Raw genomic sequence first — 19,013 nt, forward strand, 5'->3', positions numbered from 1 at the left:
CTGCATTCATGACCGTGTTGAAGATGACCGACCTCGACCTGCAAGGTAAGCGCGTACTGATCCGCGAAGACCTCAACGTCCCTGTGAAAGACGGCGTGGTCGCCAGCGATGCGCGTATCCTGGCAGCGCTGCCGACCATCAAGCTGGCCCTGGAGAAGGGCGCGGCGGTAATGGTCTGCTCGCACCTGGGGCGCCCGACCGAAGGCGAGTTCTCCGCCGAGAACAGCCTCAAGCCGGTTGCCGACTACCTGGGCAAGGCCCTGGGCCGCGACGTGCCGCTGGTCGCCGACTACCTCGACGGCGTTCAGGTGCAGGCCGGTGACCTGGTGCTGTTCGAGAACGTGCGCTTCAACAAGGGCGAGAAGAAGAACGCCGACGAGCTGGCGCAGAAGTACGCCGCCCTGTGCGACGTGTTCGTCATGGACGCGTTCGGCACCGCGCACCGCGCCGAAGGCTCCACCCACGGTGTTGCCAAGTTCGCCAAGGTCGCTGCTGCCGGCCCGCTGCTGGCGGCCGAGCTGGACGCCCTGGGCAAGGCCCTGAAGGCGCCGGCCAAGCCGATGGCGGCCATTGTTGCCGGCTCCAAGGTGTCGACCAAGCTGGACGTGCTGAACAGCCTGAGCACTGTGTGCGACCTGCTGATCGTCGGCGGTGGTATCGCCAACACCTTCCTCGCCGCTGCCGGTCACCCGGTGGGCAAGTCGCTGTACGAGGCTGACCTGGTCGAAACCGCCAAGGCCATCGCCGCCAAGGTCAATGTGCCGCTGCCGGTCGACGTGGTGGTTGCCAAGGAATTCGCTGAAAGCGCCGAAGCTACCGTCAAGGCGATCGCCGACGTGGCGGCTGACGACATGATCCTCGACATCGGCCCACAGACCGCTGCCAACTTCGCCGAACTGCTGAAGTCGTCGCAGACCATCCTGTGGAACGGCCCGGTCGGTGTGTTCGAATTCGACCAGTTCGGCAACGGCACCAAGGTACTGGCCAAGGCCATCGCCGACAGCGCCGCATTCTCCATCGCCGGTGGCGGTGACACCCTGGCAGCCATCGACAAGTATGGCGTTGGCGCCGATATCTCCTACATTTCTACCGGTGGCGGCGCGTTCCTCGAGTTCGTCGAGGGCAAGGTCCTGCCTGCCGTGGCAATCCTGGAAGAACGGGCCAAGGCCTGAGTTTGAAGGCGCCTGGCAAAGGGAGCGACCTGATGGTCAAGCAATTGCCTGTGATGATCGTGGCAGTGTTGCTGGGCGCCTGCTCCAGCAACACGGGCAGCGAGGCTGACCCGGCGCAGCCGCCCAAGGGCGGTTGCTACCAGTCCCAGTGGCAGGCCGAGACGGCACCGGTGATCAACAAGCGCCTGGGCCCGGACGGCCTGGAAAAGTACGACGACGAGCACCAGCGCAAGGCGCCGGGCTGCCCTTGATCGGGCGCCAGGCAACCTGAAGGCTGTTTTGTGGTCTTGAACATAGGGCTGCTTTGCAGCCCCTGGCGGAGTGATTGAATGAAAGCGCTTCTGGCCGCATTGGCCCTGGCGACCCTGGCAGGCTGTTCGTTGCTGCAACCCGCCCAACCCGCCCCGGCGGACAACTGGACCCGCTGGGTCTGCGACAGCCAGGCCGAGGTGCTGTGGCGCTTCGCCGATGCACAACGGGACGCGGTCGATGTACGCCTGGGTGGCGGCGACCAGGTCTACCGGCTAAAGGCCGAGCCGGGCGCCTCCGGCGCGCTGTACAGCGATGGCATGCTGGCCTTCCACACCAAAGGTGACGAAGGCCTGGTGTATTGGGTGGCGACCAACGATCTGATTGGGCGGGGCTGCAAGGCACCGTGACTGGCCGGGCCGCGCAGGTGGCCCACACTACTTGAACAGCAACCGCCCCTGCGGCAGGCTTGCACGAAACAAACGACGCTTGTCGGGAGAGAGATACACAATGGCACTCATTAGCATGCGCCAGATGCTGGACCACGCCGCCGAGTTCGGCTACGGCGTTCCGGCTTTCAACGTCAACAACCTCGAGCAGATGCGCGCGATCATGGAAGCCGCCGACAAGACCGACTCCCCGGTCATCGTCCAGGCTTCCGCTGGCGCTCGCAAATACGCCGGTGCGCCGTTCCTGCGCCACCTGATCCTGGCGGCCATCGAAGAGTTCCCGCACATTCCGGTGTGCATGCACCAGGACCACGGCACCAGCCCCGACGTGTGCCAGCGCTCCATCCAGCTGGGCTTCAGCTCGGTGATGATGGACGGCTCGCTGGGTGAAGACGGCAAGACCCCGACCGACTACGAGTACAACGTCCGTGTCACCCAGCAGACCGTTGCCATGGCCCACGCCTGTGGCGTTTCGGTAGAAGGCGAGCTGGGCTGCCTGGGTTCGCTGGAAACCGGCATGGCCGGTGAAGAAGACGGCATCGGCGCCGAAGGCGTGCTGGATCACAGCCAGATGCTGACCGACCCGGAAGAAGCGGCCGACTTCGTCAAGAAGACCCAGGTCGATGCCCTGGCCATCGCCATCGGCACCAGCCACGGCGCCTACAAGTTCACCAAGCCGCCTACCGGTGACGTGCTGGCGATCGACCGCATCAAGGAAATCCACAAACGCATCCCCAACACCCACCTGGTGATGCACGGCTCGTCCTCGGTGCCGCAAGAGTGGCTGGCGATCATCAACCAGTACGGCGGCGACATCAAAGAGACCTACGGCGTGCCGGTCGAAGAGATCGTCGAAGGCATCAAGTACGGTGTCCGCAAGGTCAACATCGACACCGACCTGCGTCTGGCCTCCACTGGCGCCATGCGCCGCCTGATGGCGCAGAACCCGAGCGAGTTCGACCCGCGCAAGTTCTTCGGTGAAACCGTCAAGGCCATGCGTGACGTGTGCATCGCCCGCTACGAAGCTTTCGGCACCGCCGGCAACGCCTCGAAGATCAAGCCGATCTCCCTGGAAGGCATGTTCCAGCGCTATGCCAAAGGCGAACTGGCCGCCAAGATCAACTGATCTGGTACCGTTCAACGAAAGAGCCCGCCGCGAAGCGGGCTTTTTTTGTGCGCGCAAGACCCGATTCGTACGTCGGCTGTCCACCGCTTATACCGTTAGTCGGCTAAGATCGGTTCCGATGGCTTATGGCCATGCGCCTGCATTGCGTCTTGAGATGCCGAGACTAGAGTAACAATCGGATCCAATTAAAAGTCGCAGTTGGACTTACCAAGAGAAGCAACATGGATGGCGCTTATTCTCAAACACCGGAAAGCAGTTCGGTTCTGCTGATCGTAGACGACTATCCGGAGAACCTCATCAGCATGCGGGCTCTGCTGACCCGCCAGGATTGGCAGGTATTGACCGCCAGTTCAGGGATGGAAGCCCTGAGCACCTTGCTTGAGCACGAGGTCGACCTGGTGCTGCTCGATGTGCAGATGCCCGAGATGGACGGTTTCGAGGTTGCCCGCCTGATGCGCGGCAGCCAACGCACCCGTTTGACTCCGATTATTTTTCTGACCGCCAACGAGCAGTCCGACGCCGCGGTGCTCAAGGGGTATGCTAGTGGCGCAGTGGATTACCTGTTCAAACCGTTCGACCCGCAAATACTCAAGCCCAAGGTCCAGGCTCTGCTGGAGCAGCAGCGCAACAGGCGCATGCTGCAACGGCTGACCCGTGAACTGGAGTCGGCGCGGGCGTTCAACGCCTCGATCCTGGAAAATGCCGCCGAGGGCATCCTGGTGGTGGATGAGGGGGGCAGCATCGATTTCGCCAACCCGGCCATCTCGCGCCTCCTGGATGCGCCGGTGGAGAAGCTGCAAGGCGCGCATATGCTGGACCTGATCCAGCTCCCCTGCGCCAATCTTTGGCCTGAGTCGGACTTTTACCAGGCCTATCTGGGGCGGCAGATCTTCCGTGTCCACGACGCCCAGTTGCGCACCCTCGGTGGTCAGTTGGTGCCCGTAGCGCTGTCCTGCGCGCCTTTGCCCGCCGAGCAGAAAGCCATGGTGGTCACGGTGCTGGACATGTCGGTGGTGCGTAGCCTGCACCAGCAACTGGAGTACCAGGCAGTGACCGATCCTTTGACCGGGTTGCTCAATCGCCGTGGCTTCTACCAGACAGCCGAAAGCGCGTTGCTGCGCAACGAGCGTTCAGACAAGGCCAAGGCCCTGATGTACATGGACCTGGACGGTTTCAAGCGGATCAACGATCTGCTCGGCCATGACGCTGGCGATACCGTCCTGCGCTGGGTGGCTGACCAGCTCAAGGAATGCCTGGGCAGCGAGGCGCTGCTGGCGCGTATGGGCGGCGACGAGTTTACCGCCCTGTTTGATGGCCTGCCGTACCCCGAGCAGGCCGGTCGCTACGCCGAGAAACTGCTGGAGCGTATGTCGAGCTTCCAGCAGGTGGATGGGCTGGAGGTGAACCTGGGGGTGAGCATCGGCATTGCCACCTACCCGGACTGTGGCGCTAACGTGGAAGGCCTGTTGCGCGCCGCCGACGCGGCGATGTACGCGGCCAAGCAGGCCGGACGCCAGCAGTATCGCTTCTACGACCAGGAACTCAATGGCCGCGCCCGCTCGCGGCTGATGCTCGAGGACAGTGTGCGTACAGCCATCGAGCAGAATGACTTCACTCTGGTCTTCCAACCGCAGGTGGCTTTCACCGATGGCCGCTTGCGGGGCTTCGAGGCGTTGTTGCGCTGGCAGCACCCCAGCGTTGGCGACGTGCCGCCCGGGTTGTTCATTCCCCTGCTGGAGGAGGCTCGTCTGATCAACCGCCTGGCCAGCTGGATCTATCGCAAGGGCGCCGCGCAGCGCAATGCCTGGAGCGAGCGCTTTGGTTCGCAGCTGGTGCTGGGCATCAGCCTGAGCCGCGCCCAGTTCACCATGCCCGGGTTGGTCGATGAACTGGCCCAGGTGATCGACAAGCATCAACTGCAACCCGCCCAGCTGGAGGTGGAGGTGGCCGAGACCTCGTTGATGTACAACATCGACGCGGCGGTGAAGCAGGTGCACCGCCTGCGAGAGCTGGGCATTCGCGTGGCGCTGGACGATTTCGGCGCCGGCGACTGCTCGTTGCGCATGCTGCGCGACCTGCCTATCGACACGCTCAAGCTCGACCGCCACCTGGTCGCGCGGTTGCCGGACTCGGCGGCGGATATCGCCTTGGTGCGCAGCGTCATCGACCTGTGCGCGGCCTACGACATCACGGTAATCGCCGAGGGTGTCGAGACTCGGGCCCAAGCCGAATGGCTCAAGGGCGCCGGTTGCGCCTACGTGCAGGGGTTCCTGGTGGCCCGGCCGCTCACTGCCGACGCCGCTGGCGATTTCCCGGCGTTTTTCCCATGGGCGTCGTGATTGGCTAAACTCGCGTCTTCTCGTTCCGAACGCCAGCCATGACCGCCCTACGTTACCTGCAAGCCTACCCGCCGCACCTGCAGGAACAGGTGCGCCAGATGATCGCCAGCGATCGCCTGGGCGACTACCTGCGCCAGCGCTATCCCGAACGCCATGACGTGCAGAGCGACAAGGCCCTGTACGGCTATGCCCAGGAAATCAAGCAGCAGTACCTGCGCAGTGCGCCGCCACTGGACAAGGTCCTGTTCGACAACCGCCTGGACCTCACCCACCGTGCATTGGGCCTGAACACGGCGGTATCGCGGGTGCAGGGCGGCAAGCTCAAGGCCAAGAAGGAGATCCGCGTCGCTTCGTTGTTCCGCGAGGCAGCGCCGCAGTTCCTGCGCATGATCGTGGTGCATGAGCTGGCGCACCTGAGGGAGCGCGATCACAACAAGGCGTTCTACCAGCTCTGCCAGCACATGGAGCCGGACTACCATCAACTTGAATTCGACCTGCGCGTCTACCTGACCTATCGGGAACTGCCGGGCAACACCTGAGGGACAAGCACCCCATGACCACGGAAGTGAGCAAGACCCGCAGCAGCTTCTACCGCCGCCTTTACGTGGCCTGGCTGATCGACAGCCAGACCGCCACCAGTGTGCCGGCGTTGATGGAGGCCACCGGCATGCCCCGGCGTACCGCCCAGGACACCATCGCCGCCTTGGCCGACCTGGACATCATCTGCGAGTTCGAGCAGCAGGCCGGTGCGCGCAACCATGCCGGGCATTACCGGATTCACGACTGGGGCGCGATCGACAAGCAGTGGATCATCCAGCACCTGCGGCAGATCCGTGACGTACTGGGCTACCCTTGAGCGTCGCGGGGCAATGCCCTCAGCCCTTGCGCATGCCGATATGCGGAATATCGTCCTCGAGGTACTCCTCGCCCACCACCTCGAAGCCATGGCGGTTGTAGTAGCCCTGCAGGTGCGCCTGGGCCGACAGGTACACCGGCGTCCCCGCCCAGCAGTGCGCTGCGCACTCCAGCCCCTTGAGCAGCAACTGATGCCCCACCCCGCCCCCACGCGCCGACGGGGCGGTGACCACCCGGCCGATCACCACGTCGCCATTGTGTGATTGCGGGTCGAGCAAACGCAGGTAGGCCACCAATCGGTTCCCGTCCCAGCCCATCAGGTGCAGGGTATCGCCTTGCAGATCGAGCCCGTCGACTTCCTGGTAGGCGCATCGTTGCTCGACCACGAACACCTCGGTGCGCAGTTGCAGGATGGCGTAGAGTTGTTCCTTGGCGAGGTCGCCATGGTGCTTGCAGATCCACTCGATGGACATGGGGGGTCTCCTTCGGTTGACCGTCGATCATCGCAAATCCAGGCGGTCACGACGATGGAGAATGACGCCGTCCAGGATTCGGCCAAAATAGAGGCTAAATGACATTATCGTCCGCTGCCGCCAGGATTTGGCTTGTGTAATCTGCAACCTCCGTTGCTAGTTAGAGATCGCCGTCACCAGCGTGGGCCCCCAACTTCGAAAGGATTTGAGCATGCGGCCACTGCTTTGCGTTCTTGCATTACTGGGACTGTTGTGCGCGGGGCCTGCCCTGGCCCATGGCAAGCTGCGGCTGGTGGCCGACAGCTGGCCGCCTTTCACCGATACCAGCATGCCCGGTGGCGGCCTGGCCACCAGCATCGTCACCACGGCGCTGACCCGTGCCGGCTACGCCACCGAGTTCGAGGAGGTGCCCTGGGCCAGGGCGCTGATGGGGGTGGGCGAGGGGCGCTACGATGTGTTGATCAATGCCTGGTACAACCAGGAGCGCACCCTGATCGGCCAGTTCTCTGCAACCTACCTGGTCAACCGCATCCGCCTGCTCAAGCGTGAAGGCGAGGCTTTTGCCTATGCCCGCCAGGCTGACCTGTACCCTTACACCATCGCCGTGGTGCGCGACTACGCCTATTCCCCCGAATTCGACAGCGACGAACGCCTGAACAAGGTACTGGTGCGTAACTTTTCATCAGCGGTGCGCATGCTGGCGGCCGGGCGGGTGAACCTGGCGGTGGAGGATGAATACGTGGCGCGCTACAACCTGCAGCGCGAGCCGCAGCAGGTGCGCGAGGGTGTGACCTTCGTCGAGCCGCCGCTGGGCGAGAACAGCCTGCACATCCTGGTGAGCCTCAAGCACCCGGAGCACAAGAAGATCGTGGCGCGTTTCGAAAAAGCCATCGCCACCATGAAGGCCGACGGCAGCTACGCCCGCCTGATGCGCCAGCATGGTTTCTGAGCCCGCTCCTGGTGTGGGAGCGGGTAATCAGGCGGGCTGGCCTTCCTTGATCAGATGCCCGGCCAAGGTCCGCAACGGCCCCAACTGCCGGCAGATCAGCGCCAATTGCGTCTGCACCAGGCGCTGATGCTCGTCCAGTTCCTCGGGCATCTGTTCCAGCGCGTTGGCCAGCGCCTCCTCGGCGTCACTGTGGATCGCCACCGGCAAGCGTGCCGCCAGGCCATTGGCGATCTCGTCCAGGCTGCTGGCCAGGCTCCGCCCGGCACCATCGATCAACTGCTCGTGGACTTCGGCCGGCAGCGCTGTATCGCGGTGCGCGCCCAGCCCCGAGAGGTAACTCAGCAAGGTATGTGACAACACCAGGAAGCGGAAGCCGACGTCGGCCTCCTTACGGAAATGTCCTGGCTCCATGAGCATGTTGGCCAGGGTGGTCGACAGTGCCGCGTCGGCATTGTGCGCATTGCGCCGGGCCAGGCGGTAGGCCAGGTCGTCACGCTTGCCATGGGCGTATTGCTGCATGATCTGGCGCAGGTACTCGCTGGCGCAGGCGAGGGTGTTGGCCAGTACCTTGTTCAACCGTCGGCCTTGCCAGTCGGGCAGGAACAGGAACACCGCGAGGATGGCGATCAGGCTGCCGACCAGGGTATCGAACAGGCGTGGCAGGAACAGCCCGTAGCCATCGCCGATCTGGTTGAAGCAGAACAGCACCATCAGGGTGATCGCCGCCGTGGCCAGGGTGTAGCGGGTGGTGCGGTTGACGAAGAACACCACCCCCGCGACCACCGCGAACAGCGACTGGACGATCGGGTTGGGGAACAGGTCGAACAGCGCCCAGCCCACGGTCAGGCCGATGGCGGTGCCGATGATCCGCTGCACCAGTTTGCGCCGCGTCGCGCCATAGTTGGGCTGGCAGACGAACAACGTGGTGAGGATGATCCAGTAGCCCTGGGTCGGGTGGATCAGGTGGACCATGCCATAGCCCACCGACAATGCCAGCGACAGGCGCAGGGCGTGGCGGAACAGCAGCGAGGTGGGCGTCAGCTGGGTGCGCAGGCGTTTCCACACATCCTTGAAATTGCGTGGTGAGCGGTCGAGCAGGCTGCTGTCGCTGGCATCGGCCAGGCTGTCCGGGTTGCTGGCGGCGCTGAGCAGGCGGTCCAGCGTGGCCAGGTTGGCCGCCAGGGCTCGTAGTGAACGCAGCAGGCCGCGCCAGGCTGGGTTGTTCTGGGTGCGCAGGTGCTCCAGCGAGGCATTGAGGTCTTCAAGGGCCTCTGGGTAGCCGCTGGCGAGTACGAAGGGTTGGCGCAGGCGGATCGAGCGGGCCAGTTCCTGGCAGGATGAGCCCTGTTTGCGCAGCAGGCGCTGGCAGCGGAACATCACATCGCTGTGGAAAAACGCCTCGGTCAGCGCATTGTAGGGGTAGTGCGAGGCGCTGACCCGCTCATGGATGTCCTGGGCCAGGAAGTACAGCTTGAGGTAGCGGCTGACCTTGGAGTTGGGCTGGCTGTTGCCGACCCGGTGCAGGATGATTTCCTTGGCAGCGTTGAGCGCGGCGACCACCTTGCCATTCTGTTTTGCCAGTTCCAGGCGCGTGGCCTCGACATCGAGGGTGCGGACCGGCTCGAACAGACTCGCCTTGAGCTTGAGGTAGCTGCCCAGCTCGTAGAACAGCCTGGCCAGGCTCTGTTGCACCGGCTGGTTGGAAAACAGCGCCTGCCACAACACCGACAGCAGTCCGTACCAGGCCGCACCCGTGACCAGCAGCAACGGCTCGTGCCAGAAATCGCTGACCTCTCCGCCGCGCTGGTCGACACCGATCATGGTGTAGACCGAGAGGATCAAGGTGGCCGAGGCGATCGCCCCATAGCGTTCGCCCAAGGCTCCGAGCATGGTCAGGGAGAACGCCGCCAGGGCCAGCGCGACCGCGAAGATCCAGGGGTAGGGGAACAACAGCTCGACCGACAGCGCGGCGACGGCGAAACAGCCCAGGGTCACCAGCAGGGCACTGAGGCGTCCCTGCCAGCCATCGTCGGTCTCGGCAAGGGCGCTGGCGATGATGCCCAGGAACAGCGGGATGAGCAGGCTCATCTCGTTCTGGTACCAGCACCAAGCCATGCTGCCGGTGAGGGCGATGGTCACACGGATGGCATAGCTGAACTTGTCTTGGCCCCACAGGCGACGCAATGAATGGCGGAACGAGCTCGATGACATGATGGCCTGCTGGGCAGTATTCGAAAAAGAATCTCTGGGGCCCCATCGCGGGGCAAGCCCTCTCGCACCGTTATGACGTGGGAGCGAGCTTTCCCCGCGATGGTTTCGCACCCTTCACAACACAGAACCAGCAAGAAGCGTTCCGTGCTGCTGAATGGATTCTACTCTACACGAACTGCGCCGCAGCGTTGGCCGAAGCCCAAGCCCACTGGAAGTTGAAACCGCCCAGGTGCCCGCTCACGTCCAGCACTTCGCCGATGAAGTACAGCCCAGGGCTCTTCAGCGATTCCATGGTTTTCGAAGACACTTCGCGGGTATCCACCCCGCCCAGGGTCACTTCTGCAGTGCGATAGCCTTCGGTCCCCGCCGGAACCACCTGCCAGGCCGCCAATTTTTCGGCGACCTGCGCCAGTTCCGCAGGGGTGTACTGCTTCAGCGGCTTGGATTCGAACCACTGCTCGGCCAGCAAGTTGGCCAGCTTGCGGGTGAATACCTCGGCCAGCACGGTCTTCAGCTCGCTGTTGGGACGCTCGGCTTGTTGGCCTTGCAGCCATTCCAGGGCGTCGCGATCAGGCAGCAGGTTGATCTCCAGCGTGTCGCCGGCCTCCCAGAAGGACGAGATCTGCAGGATCGCCGGCCCGCTCAGGCCACGGTGAGTGAACAGCAGGTTCTCGCGAAAGCTGGTGCCATTGCAGCTGGCGATGCAGTCCAGCGAGGTGCCGGACAGCTCGGTGCACAGTGCCTTGAGCTGGGGCTCGGTAATGGTGAACGGCACCAGGCCGGCGCGGGTGGGCAGCAGTTCGTGGCCGAACTGGCGGGCGACCTGGTAGCCGAAGCCACTGGCGCCGAGCGTCGGGATCGACAGGCCGCCGGTGGCGATCACCAGTGACTGGCAGGCGAATGGGCCGGCGCTGGTCTGCAGGGTGTAGCCGGCCTCGGTCTTTTCGATCTTGTCGATGCTGGTGTTCATCCGCAGCTCGGCGCCGGCCTGGTCGCACTCGGCCAGGAGCATGTCGAGGATGTCGCTGGACTTGTTGTCGCAGAACAGCTGGCCGAGTTTCTTCTCGTGGTACGGCACACCGTGCTTGCACACCAGCTCGATGAAGTCCCACTGGGTATAGCGGGCCAGCGCCGACTTGCAGAAGTGCGGGTTGTGCGAAAGGAAGTTGGCGGGTTCGGTGTACATGTTGGTGAAGTTGCAGCGCCCGCCGCCGGACATGAGGATCTTCTTGCCCGGTTTGTTGGCGTGGTCGAGCACCAGCACCCGGCGCCCGCGCTGGGCGCTGAGCAGGGCGCACATCAGGCCGGCGGCGCCGGCGCCGAGGATGATCACGTCGGTGGAGTGCACGGTTTTACCTCTTCAATGGCCGGCGATGGGCTGCACAGCAGCCCCAAAAAGACTTCAGACGATACGGACTTTCAGGGCGCGACCCTTGATCTTGCCGCTGTTCAGGCGCTGCATGGCCTGTCTGGCCACTGCCCGCTCCACGGCCACGAACGCGACGAAGTCGAAGATGGCAATCTTGCCCACCTGCTTGCCTGGCAACCCGGCGTCGCCGGTCAGCGCACCGAGAATGTCACCCGGGCGCAGCTTGTCCTTGCGCCCGGCGGCGATGCACAGGGTGGTCATTGGTGGCAGCAGCGGCTCGCCACCTTTGCTTTTGAGGCTGTCCAACTGTTCCCAGCGCAGCGGCTGCTTCTGCAGGTCTTCTATGGCCTGGGCGCGATGGCCCTCGGCCGGCGCCACCAGGCTGATCGCCACGCCTTTCTCGCCTGCACGACCGGTACGGCCAACGCGGTGCACGTGGATCTCGGCATCACGCGCCAGTTCGACGTTGATGACCATGTCCAGGCCATCGATGTCCAGGCCGCGGGCAGCGACGTCGGTTGCTACCAGCACCGAGCTGCTGCGGTTGGCGAACATGGTCAGCACCTGGTCACGGTCGCGTTGCTCCAGGTCGCCGTGCAGGGCCTGGGCGACGATGCCCTTGGCGGTCAGATGGGCGACGACGTCTTCGCACTGCTGCTTGGTGAAGCAGAACGCCACGCAGGACTGTGGACGGTAGTGGCCGAGTACACGGGTCACGGCGTCCAGGCGCTGCTGAGCGTCGATCTCGATGAAGCGCTGTTCGATCTGGTTGTCGCTGTGCAGCGCTTCGACCTTGACCTGCTGCGGCTGGCGCATGAAGGCCTTGGCCAACTGCTCGATGCCGGCCGGGTAGGTGGCCGAGAACAGCAGGGTCTGGCGGCGCGACGGGGTCTTGCCGATGATGCTGGCGATGGCGTCGAAGAAGCCCATGTCGAGCATGCGGTCGGCTTCGTCGAGCACCAAGGTGTTGAGTCCGTCGAGCACCAGGGTGCCTTTGTCCAGGTGCTGCTGGATGCGCCCCGGGGTGCCGACGATGATGTGCGCGCCGTGTTCCAGCGAGGCGATCTGCGGGCCGAGCGAGACGCCACCGCACAGGGTGAGGATCTTGATGTTGTCCTCGGCGCGGGCCAGGCGACGCAGCTCCTTGGCCACCTGGTCGGCCAGCTCGCGAGTCGGGCACAGCACCAGCGCCTGGCAGCCGAAGTAGCGCGGGTTGATCGGGTTGAGCAGGCCGATGCCGAAGGCGGCGGTCTTGCCGCTGCCGGTCTTGGCCTGGGCGATCAGGTCCTGGCCCTTGAGGATCACCGGCAGGCTCTGGGCCTGGATGGGGGTCATCGAGGCGTAGCCCAGGGCGTCCAGGTTGGCCAGCATGGCGGCGGACAGCGGGAGGGTGGCAAAGGCGGTGGTTTCAACGGTCACGAGGCGGGCCTGCGGCTGGAGCGAAAAATGTCGCACAGTCTACCAGCCTCACAGCCATTCGCCCTACGACTCGACGTGTTCTTCCGGACGACGAGCGCGCCTTCCGTCTGTCGGCGCCAATTGCAGGAAAATCGCCGCCGCCAGCATGGCCATCACGCCGATGGTGACGAAGGTCAGCTGGAACGCCCCCAGGGTGCTTTCCACGCCTTCGGCGCTGCCAGCCGCGGTGAAACCACCGAGCAGCGCGCCGGCGCAGGCTACGCCCAGGCTCAGCGACAGTTGCGCGACCACCGACAGCAGGCTGTTGCCGCTGCTGGCGCTGGCGTCGTCGAGGTCGATCAGGGTCACGGTGTTCATCGCCGTGAACTGCATCGAGTTCACCGCGCCCAGCATCGCCAGCTGCGCCAGCAGCAGCGCATACGGCGTCTGTTCATCGACCAGCCCCAGGCTGGCCAGCAGCAGGCCCAGCAGCAGGGTGTTGCCGGTGAGCACGATGCGATAGCCGAGGCGCTCGATCAGCGGCCGGGCGACCGACTTGGCGAGCATCGCCGCCGCCGCCAGCGGAATCATGCTCATCCCGGCCTGGGCAGGTGAATAACCCAGCGCCACTTGCAGCAGCAACGGCACCAGGAAGGGCAGGGCGCCGCTGCCAAGGCGGGCGAACAGGTTGCCGAGGATACCGATGGCGAAAGTGCGCACGCGGAACAGTGACGGCGAGAACAGTGGCTCCGGATCGCGCCCGGCGCGCAGCCAGTAGGCGGCCAGGCAGGCCATGCCGGCGAACAGCAACAGCATCACCCGCAGGTGCGGCAGGTGCAGTTCGCCCAGCCCTTCCATGGCAATGGTGATCAGCACCATCGCCGCGCCGAACAGCAGGAAGCCCGGCCCGTCGAAGGTGGTGCGCTCGGCGCCGCGCAGGTCGGGGATGAACCTCCACACCGCATAGCAACCCACGGCGCCCACCGGCAGGTTGAGCAGGAAGATCCAGTGCCAGCTAAGAATTTCCACCAGCCAACCGCCCACGGTCGGACCAAGCAGTGGCCCGAGCAGGCCGGGGATGGTGATGAAGCTCATGATCCGCACCAGTTCGCTGCGCGGGTAGGCGCGCAACACCACCAGCCTTCCGACTGGCAGCATCAGGGCGCCACCCAGGCCTTGCACCACCCGGGCGAAGATCAGGAAACCGAGGCTGTTGGCCATGGCACACAACAGCGAGCCGAAGCTGAACAGCAAGATGGCGCTGAAGAAGATGCGCTTGGTGCCGAAGCGGTCGGCAATCCAGCCCGAGGCCGGGATCAGCAGGGCCACGGTGAGCATGTAGGCGATGATCACCCCCTGCATGCGCAGCGGGTCTTCGGCCAGCGAGCGGGCCATGGCCGGCAGCGCGGTATTGAGGATGGTGCCGTCCAGCGATTGCATGAAGAAGGCGATGGCCACCACCCAGGGGATCCAGCGGGCGGTGACGGGGTCCAATGGTGCGCGGTCGGGCATGAGAAACCTCAGGCGAGTGTAGGGCCCATTGTAGGAGCAGGCTCGTGGGAGCCCGCTCCCACGCATGTTACAAGGTGAGGGTCAGCCCTTTGACCAGCGCCCCCGGCAGATGACTCGACCCGGTGCTGCGCTGTCCATAGGTGCTGGTCGACAGGATCATCTCGCGCTCCTGGCTCAGGTCCTCCAGCTGGTTGCCCAGCAGGTTGTACAGGCTGTCGTCGAAGCGCATGGTGCTCACCGGGCCCTGGATCTGCCCGTTCTCCACCCAGAAGGTGGCGAAGCGGGTCAGCCCGGTCATGCGCGCCGCTGGCAGGTCCGAGTAGTTCAAGTACCAGAGGTTGCTGATGTAAAGGCCGGTGCCCAGACGTTCGAGAATCTGCTCGCAGGGCAGGTTGCCCGGCGCCAGGCTCAGCGCGCAGGGCGACTCGTAGCTGTCGGCGCCGTTGGCCTGCTGGCCGAATTCGACGGCGCTGCGCGCACTCACCAGCCGCTCCAGCGCCCGCCCTTCACCGATCAGCAGCAGGTCGCGGCGCGGCGAACCCTCGTCGGAGAAGGCCGGACTCAGCGAGCCGCTGACCTGTTCGCGGAAACTCACCAGCGGGCTCAATTGCGCGTCGCCGTTGTACAGGCGCTGCAACGGGCTGTTGCCAGTGGCCAGCGCCTGCGCGGAAAAACCACCCCAGCACAGCATGCCGGCGATTTCGTCCATCGCCGCCGGTGCCAGGTAGGCGCGGTAGCTGCCGGGCTTGAGGGTGACGGCCGGGCGCCCCAGGTGCGCCAGCTGTTCGCGAGCCTGACGCAGGCGTGCGGCAAAGGTTTCGCCACTCCAGGCCTGCCCTGCGTAGTTGGCTTTGACGGCCTGGCCGTTGGCGTGGAACAGGCTCCAGTCAAAGTTGAAACTGTTGGCCTGGTGCCAGCCAAAGGCGCCGAACGAGCTCGCGAAGCCACGGCAGATGGGGCCGGCGGCATAGATGCCGACCAGATCCAGGTCGCCGGCTTCGCGCTCGACCAAGGCCAGCACTTCGTCCAGCTCGGGCAGTGGCTGCTCCAGCAGGCTATGACTGTGCCAGGCGCTGTAGTCGAGGTTCAGGTAGGGATCCACCGCCAGCAGCGGCAGGGTCTGGCGCAGTTGCGCGAGGGCGTCGTGCAGGCGCTGGCGGTCGAGTTCGGCATCGTCGCCCAGAGTGATCTGCTGCTCTGCCTGGCGTCCTTCGCGGACCAGCCGCAACTGCACGCTGGCCTGGCTGACCAGCCCGGCCTGGCGCACCTTGGCATGGTTGAAGCGCACGAACTGCGAGTGCTCGGCGCTGTAGCCCAGGGTGAACTGCTCGCCGGGCTGCACGGCGGCGTTCAGGCTATCGAGCAAGCTTTCGAAACGTTGCTGGTAGGCGGTGCTCATCAGGCGTCCCCTCCGAATACGTCGATCTGGCGGAACACGCAGGCCGGCGAGGCATGGCCGACTCGCACCACCTGGTTGGGCTCGCCTTTGCCGCAGTTGGGCGTGCCGAGTACCTGGAAGGTGCTGCGGTCACCGACCGCCGAGAGGTTGCGCCAGAAGTCGGCGGAGATGCCGCGATAGTTCGGGTTCTTCACCACGCCCTTGAGTTCGCCGTTCTCGATCAGTTGGCCCCACTCACAACCGAACTGGAACTTGTTGCGCGCATCATCGATGGACCAAGAGCGATTGGTGCGCATCAGGATGCCGTGCTCGATGCCGGCGATCAGTTGCGCAAGCGTCTGCTCGCCCGGCTCGATGTTGAGGTTGGCCATGCGGTCGATCGGCGCGCGGTTCCAGCCGCAGGCGCGGCTGTTGGCCACGCCGTCCAGGCCCGAGCGCAGTTGCGACAGGGCGCCACCCAGGGGGCGCACCAGCAAGCCATCGCGGATCAGGAACTGCTTGCTGGCCGGGGTGCCGTCGTCATCAAAGCTGTAGCTGGCCAGCTCCTCGTGGATTGTCGGGTCGAAGGTCACGTTGAGCAGCTTCGAGCCGTACTGCAGATGGCCGAAATCGCTGGCTTTGACGAAGCTGGTGCCAGCGTAGTTGCGCTCATCGCCGAGAATGCGGTCCAGCTCCAGCGGGTGGCCGATGGATTCGTGGATCTGCAGCATCATCTGGTCGGGCATCAGCAACAGATCGCGCTGACCAGCCGGGGTGTTCGGCGCCAGCAGCAATTGCAGCGCCTCGTCGGCCACCCGGCGGGCCGCGCCGACCAGGCCGCAGCGCTCGACCACTTCGAAGCCGCCTTGCTGCCCGAAGTTCTCCCGGCCCAGGCTGCGGCTCTGGCTGTCCTGGCCGTCGCTGGCGGTGACGCCCAGGCCTGGGTAGATGAAGCGCTGGGCGTGACGCAGCTCGGCGCCGGCGGAGTTCAGGTAGGTCTGCTCGACCACGCTGAAGCCCAGGCTTGCCTGCCAGTCCACAAAGCGCTCGTCCCTGGGTACGCTGGCGGACTCGGCGGCGAGCAGGTCCAGGCAGTCGGCGAGTTTGGGCAGGGACTGTTCGAAGTTGGGCGATACATGATCGTGACGCCCGCTCGGGGCGGCCTGGCCACTCAGGTCGAGCAGGCTGCTGGCCTTGATCCTCCGGGCGAGTGCCTCGGCCTGTTCCAGCGCGCGTTGCAGGCCTGCCTGGGACAGGTCGGCGGTGGCCGCGTAGGCCTCGACGCCGTTGACCCGCACGGTGAGCATGGCGCCTTCGTCCTGGCTGAAGAAGGGCGGCTCGGCGACGTTGCGCCGAACCGACAGTGACTGGTGCGATTGCTTCACATGGCGAAGCGAGAACAGTTCGGCCGTGCTGCGCAGCGCGGCGAAGCGCTGGCGCAGCAGGGTGCTGGAGTCGAACATGGAAATCTCCGTGTGTGCGGTGGCTCCCCCTAGGCTTTATACGAAAAGTGCCTGCGCGTCGATCATGCTGCGTTGAAAACAGGCTCGGAATGCTCATTTGCAACCTGCAAAGTCGAGCGCGACTCCGACCGTTCCTCGCCTGTTTTCGCCTTGCCTGATCGCCGCTCGGCGACTTTTCGTACAAAGCCTAGAACCACCCCTCTTGCATGCCCAGGCACGTATCGTCGCGGGCCTCGAGCAAAGCGAGGTCATTATGGCAGCCCGGCACTTCCCAGGTGAGGAAATAACGCGCGGCCTGGAGCTTGCCCAGGTAGAAGTCGCGGTCGCTGCCCTTGAGCAGGCCGACCTCGGCATGGATCGCCTGCTCCAGCCAGCGCCAGCCGATCACGCAGTGGCCGAAGGCCTTGAGGTACAGCGCCGAGTTGGCCAGGGCCCCAGCGACCTTGCCTTGGCCCAGGTCACCGAGCAGGGCGAGGGTGACCGCTTGCAGGCGATTGACCAACTGCTCCAGCGGCTGGCGCAGTGTGTCGAGGTTCGGGTGATGGCTGGCGCGCTCGCAGGTGCCGGCGATCAGGCGGATCAGTTGCTTGAGCCCGGCGCCGTTGTTCTGCGCCAGCTTGCGCCCGAGCAGGTCGAGGGACTGGATGCCTTCGGTACCTTCGTGGATCGGGTTGAGGCGGTTGTCGCGGTAGTACTGCTCGACCGGGTACTCGCGGGTATAGCCGTGGCCGCCGAGGATCTGGATCGCCAGCTCGTTGGCCTTCAGGCAGAACGCCGAAGGCCAGGACTTGACGATGGGCGTGAGCAGGTCGAGTAGCTCCAGGGCTTGCCGGCGTGCCTCTACATCCGCCGCGGTGTGGGTGTCATCGAACAACCGGGCCGCGTACAGGCCCAGGTCGAAAGCACCCTCCACGTAGGCCTTCTGTGCCAGCAGCATGCGCTTGACGTCGCTGTGCTCGATGATCGGCACGGCGGGGGTGTGCGGGTCCTTGTTGTCCGGCAGGCGGCCCTGTGGGCGTTGGCGGGCGTACTCCAGTGAATACAGGTAACCGGCGTAGCCGAGCATCACCGCGCCCATGCCGACGCCGATGCGCGCCTCGTTCATCATCTGGAACATGCAGGCCAGGCCCTGGTGCGGCTGGCCGACCAGGTAGCCGACGCACTGGCCGTTGTCGCCGAAATTGAGCGCGGTAGAAGTGGTGCCGCGCCAGCCCATCTTGTGAAACAGCCCGGCCAGCAGCACATCGTTGCGCGGGCCCAGGCTGCCGTCGGGGTTGACCAGATACTTGGGCACGATGAATAGCGAGATGCCCTTCACCCCGGCTGGTGCGTCCGGCAGCTTGGCCAGGACCATGTGCACGATGTTCTCGGACAACTCGTGATCGCCGCCGGAGATGAAGATCTTGTTGCCCTTGAGCCGGTAGCTGCCGTCGCCTGCGGGTTCGGCGCGGCTGCGGATATCGGTCAGTGACGAGCCGGCATGGGGCTCGGTCAGGGCCATGGTGCCGAAGTAGCGGCCCTCGATCATCGGCTGCAGGAACAGGCGCTTCTGCTCTTCAGTGCCGAAACTCTCGATCAGGTTGGCCGCGCCCATGGTCAGGAACGGGTAGGCAGTGGTGCCAGCGTTGGCCGCCTGGAAGTGGGCGAAGCAGGCCTGCGATACCAGGCTTGGCAACTGCATGCCGCCGACGTCGAAGTCGCGGTTGGCGTTGAGAAAGCCCGCTTCGAGGAAGGCGTCCACGGCCGGTTTCACTTCCGGGATCAGCTCGGCGCGGCCGTCCACGTAACGTGGCTCGTTTTCATCGGCTTTGCGGTTGTGCGGGGCGAAGTACTTTTCAGCAATGGTGCGTGCGGTGGTCAGCGCCGCGTCGAAGGTCTCGCGGCTGTGCTCGGCGAAGCGCGGGCGCTGGGTCAGGGCCTCGGCGTCGAGGACTTCGTAGAGTTCGAAGGCGAGGTTGCGGCTGCTGAGGAGTTGCTCGGACATGGCGGCTTCCTGGTTCGGGTTGCAGCGAGTCTAGGCGGGGTGGTGGGGCAGGGGACAGGTTAATTGGTGTGGGTGATATGGGGGCA

General features: G+C 64.8%; 16 protein-coding genes. 8 read left to right on the forward strand and 8 right to left on the reverse strand.

Annotated elements, in window-relative coordinates:
• The first annotated feature begins 8 nt into the window (after positions 1-8).
• The 7 genes from C3F42_RS20270 to C3F42_RS20300 all read left to right on the forward strand — a co-directional run bounded on the left by C3F42_RS20270 (position 9) and on the right by C3F42_RS20300 (position 6,191).
• Positions 9-1,172, forward strand: coding sequence for a phosphoglycerate kinase (locus C3F42_RS20270; RefSeq protein WP_038706911.1), 1,164 nt, complete (start codon positions 9-11; stop codon positions 1,170-1,172).
• Between the two features lie 32 nt (positions 1,173-1,204).
• Positions 1,205-1,423 (forward strand): hypothetical protein, encoded by a 219-nt coding sequence (locus tag C3F42_RS20275; RefSeq protein ID WP_031315764.1) that lies wholly within the window; start codon positions 1,205-1,207, stop codon positions 1,421-1,423.
• 78 nt (positions 1,424-1,501) lie between these two features.
• The gene (locus C3F42_RS20280) at positions 1,502-1,831 is read left to right on the forward strand and encodes an MliC family protein (protein ID WP_104444808.1); all 330 of its coding nucleotides are present in this window, start codon (positions 1,502-1,504) and stop codon (positions 1,829-1,831) included.
• A gap of 100 nt (positions 1,832-1,931) precedes the next feature.
• On the forward strand, positions 1,932-2,996 hold the full coding sequence (gene fba / locus C3F42_RS20285) for a class II fructose-bisphosphate aldolase (RefSeq protein WP_023631710.1): 1,065 nt from the start codon (positions 1,932-1,934) through the stop codon (positions 2,994-2,996).
• A 221-nt stretch (positions 2,997-3,217) separates the two neighbouring features.
• A complete protein-coding gene (locus C3F42_RS20290; RefSeq protein WP_023631709.1) occupies positions 3,218-5,335 on the forward strand; it encodes a bifunctional diguanylate cyclase/phosphodiesterase in 2,118 nt (705 codons plus the stop codon).
• Between the two features lie 38 nt (positions 5,336-5,373).
• Complete coding sequence (locus C3F42_RS20295; RefSeq protein ID WP_023631708.1) at positions 5,374-5,874, forward strand: M48 family metallopeptidase; 501 nt, start codon at positions 5,374-5,376, stop codon at positions 5,872-5,874.
• Between the two features lie 14 nt (positions 5,875-5,888).
• On the forward strand, positions 5,889-6,191 hold the full coding sequence (locus C3F42_RS20300) for a helix-turn-helix domain-containing protein (protein ID WP_023631707.1): 303 nt from the start codon (positions 5,889-5,891) through the stop codon (positions 6,189-6,191).
• 19 nt (positions 6,192-6,210) lie between these two features.
• Here C3F42_RS20300 and C3F42_RS20305 read toward each other — a convergent pair whose 3' ends face one another.
• Positions 6,211-6,663 carry a GNAT family N-acetyltransferase gene (locus C3F42_RS20305; protein ID WP_104444809.1) on the reverse strand — a complete coding sequence of 151 codons (453 nt, stop codon included), beginning with the start codon at positions 6,661-6,663 and terminating at the stop codon, positions 6,211-6,213.
• A gap of 211 nt (positions 6,664-6,874) precedes the next feature.
• On the opposite strand from C3F42_RS20305, the gene C3F42_RS20310 reads away from it, so the two are divergent.
• Positions 6,875-7,612, forward strand: a complete 738-nt coding sequence (locus tag C3F42_RS20310; RefSeq protein WP_104444810.1) for an ABC transporter substrate-binding protein — start codon at positions 6,875-6,877, stop codon at positions 7,610-7,612.
• Between the two features lie 27 nt (positions 7,613-7,639).
• On the opposite strand, the gene yccS is transcribed toward C3F42_RS20310, so the two are convergent.
• The 7 genes from yccS to C3F42_RS20345 form a co-directional block, all read right to left on the reverse strand.
• Positions 7,640-9,823 (reverse strand): YccS family putative transporter, encoded by a 2,184-nt coding sequence (gene yccS / locus C3F42_RS20315; RefSeq protein WP_023631168.1) that lies wholly within the window; start codon positions 9,821-9,823, stop codon positions 7,640-7,642.
• Between the two features lie 166 nt (positions 9,824-9,989).
• The gene (locus tag C3F42_RS20320; protein ID WP_094012354.1) at positions 9,990-11,171 is read right to left on the reverse strand and encodes an NAD(P)/FAD-dependent oxidoreductase; all 1,182 of its coding nucleotides are present in this window, start codon (positions 11,169-11,171) and stop codon (positions 9,990-9,992) included.
• A gap of 54 nt (positions 11,172-11,225) precedes the next feature.
• Entirely contained in the window at positions 11,226-12,563 is a 1,338-nt protein-coding gene (gene dbpA / locus C3F42_RS20325; RefSeq protein WP_244891349.1) for an ATP-dependent RNA helicase DbpA, read from the reverse strand.
• Between the two features lie 111 nt (positions 12,564-12,674).
• Positions 12,675-14,102: a multidrug transporter subunit MdtD gene (mdtD, locus tag C3F42_RS20330; protein ID WP_023632381.1), complete on the reverse strand. Its 1,428-nt coding sequence runs from the start codon at positions 14,100-14,102 to the stop codon at positions 12,675-12,677.
• A 67-nt stretch (positions 14,103-14,169) separates the two neighbouring features.
• A complete protein-coding gene (locus C3F42_RS20335) occupies positions 14,170-15,501 on the reverse strand; it encodes a TldD/PmbA family protein (protein ID WP_094012356.1) in 1,332 nt (443 codons plus the stop codon).
• Complete coding sequence (locus C3F42_RS20340; protein WP_094012357.1) at positions 15,501-16,943, reverse strand: TldD/PmbA family protein; 1,443 nt, start codon at positions 16,941-16,943, stop codon at positions 15,501-15,503. Before C3F42_RS20340 ends, C3F42_RS20335 begins: the two co-directional genes overlap by 1 nt.
• Before the next feature lie 187 nt (positions 16,944-17,130).
• The gene (locus tag C3F42_RS20345; RefSeq protein ID WP_104444811.1) at positions 17,131-18,927 is read right to left on the reverse strand and encodes an acyl-CoA dehydrogenase; all 1,797 of its coding nucleotides are present in this window, start codon (positions 18,925-18,927) and stop codon (positions 17,131-17,133) included.
• Positions 18,928-19,013 lie beyond the last annotated feature (86 nt).

The sequence above is a fragment of the Pseudomonas sp. PONIH3 genome (genome assembly GCF_002934345.1).
GTDB lineage: Bacteria > Pseudomonadota > Gammaproteobacteria > Pseudomonadales > Pseudomonadaceae > Aquipseudomonas > Aquipseudomonas soli.

Bases quoted from the DNA above. Each gene is read 5' to 3' on its own strand.
- C3F42_RS20270 (WP_038706911.1), top strand. From the start codon at position 9: ATGACCGTGTTGAAGATGACCGACCTCGACCTGCAAGGTAAGCGCGTA.
- C3F42_RS20275 (WP_031315764.1), top strand. From the start codon at position 1,205: ATGGTCAAGCAATTGCCTGTGATGATCGTGGCAGTGTTGCTGGGCGCC.
- C3F42_RS20280 (WP_104444808.1), top strand. From the start codon at position 1,502: ATGAAAGCGCTTCTGGCCGCATTGGCCCTGGCGACCCTGGCAGGCTGT.
- fba (WP_023631710.1), top strand. From the start codon at position 1,932: ATGGCACTCATTAGCATGCGCCAGATGCTGGACCACGCCGCCGAGTTC.
- C3F42_RS20290 (WP_023631709.1), top strand. From the start codon at position 3,218: ATGGATGGCGCTTATTCTCAAACACCGGAAAGCAGTTCGGTTCTGCTG.
- C3F42_RS20295 (WP_023631708.1), top strand. From the start codon at position 5,374: ATGACCGCCCTACGTTACCTGCAAGCCTACCCGCCGCACCTGCAGGAA.
- C3F42_RS20300 (WP_023631707.1), top strand. From the start codon at position 5,889: ATGACCACGGAAGTGAGCAAGACCCGCAGCAGCTTCTACCGCCGCCTT.
- C3F42_RS20305 (WP_104444809.1), bottom strand. From the start codon at position 6,663: ATGTCCATCGAGTGGATCTGCAAGCACCATGGCGACCTCGCCAAGGAA.
- C3F42_RS20310 (WP_104444810.1), top strand. From the start codon at position 6,875: ATGCGGCCACTGCTTTGCGTTCTTGCATTACTGGGACTGTTGTGCGCG.
- yccS (WP_023631168.1), bottom strand. From the start codon at position 9,823: ATGTCATCGAGCTCGTTCCGCCATTCATTGCGTCGCCTGTGGGGCCAA.
- dbpA (WP_244891349.1), bottom strand. From the start codon at position 12,563: ATGCTGGCCAACCTGGACGCCCTGGGCTACGCCTCGATGACCCCCATC.
- mdtD (WP_023632381.1), bottom strand. From the start codon at position 14,102: ATGCCCGACCGCGCACCATTGGACCCCGTCACCGCCCGCTGGATCCCC.
- C3F42_RS20335 (WP_094012356.1), bottom strand. From the start codon at position 15,501: ATGAGCACCGCCTACCAGCAACGTTTCGAAAGCTTGCTCGATAGCCTG.
- C3F42_RS20340 (WP_094012357.1), bottom strand. From the start codon at position 16,943: ATGTTCGACTCCAGCACCCTGCTGCGCCAGCGCTTCGCCGCGCTGCGC.
- C3F42_RS20345 (WP_104444811.1), bottom strand. From the start codon at position 18,927: ATGTCCGAGCAACTCCTCAGCAGCCGCAACCTCGCCTTCGAACTCTAC.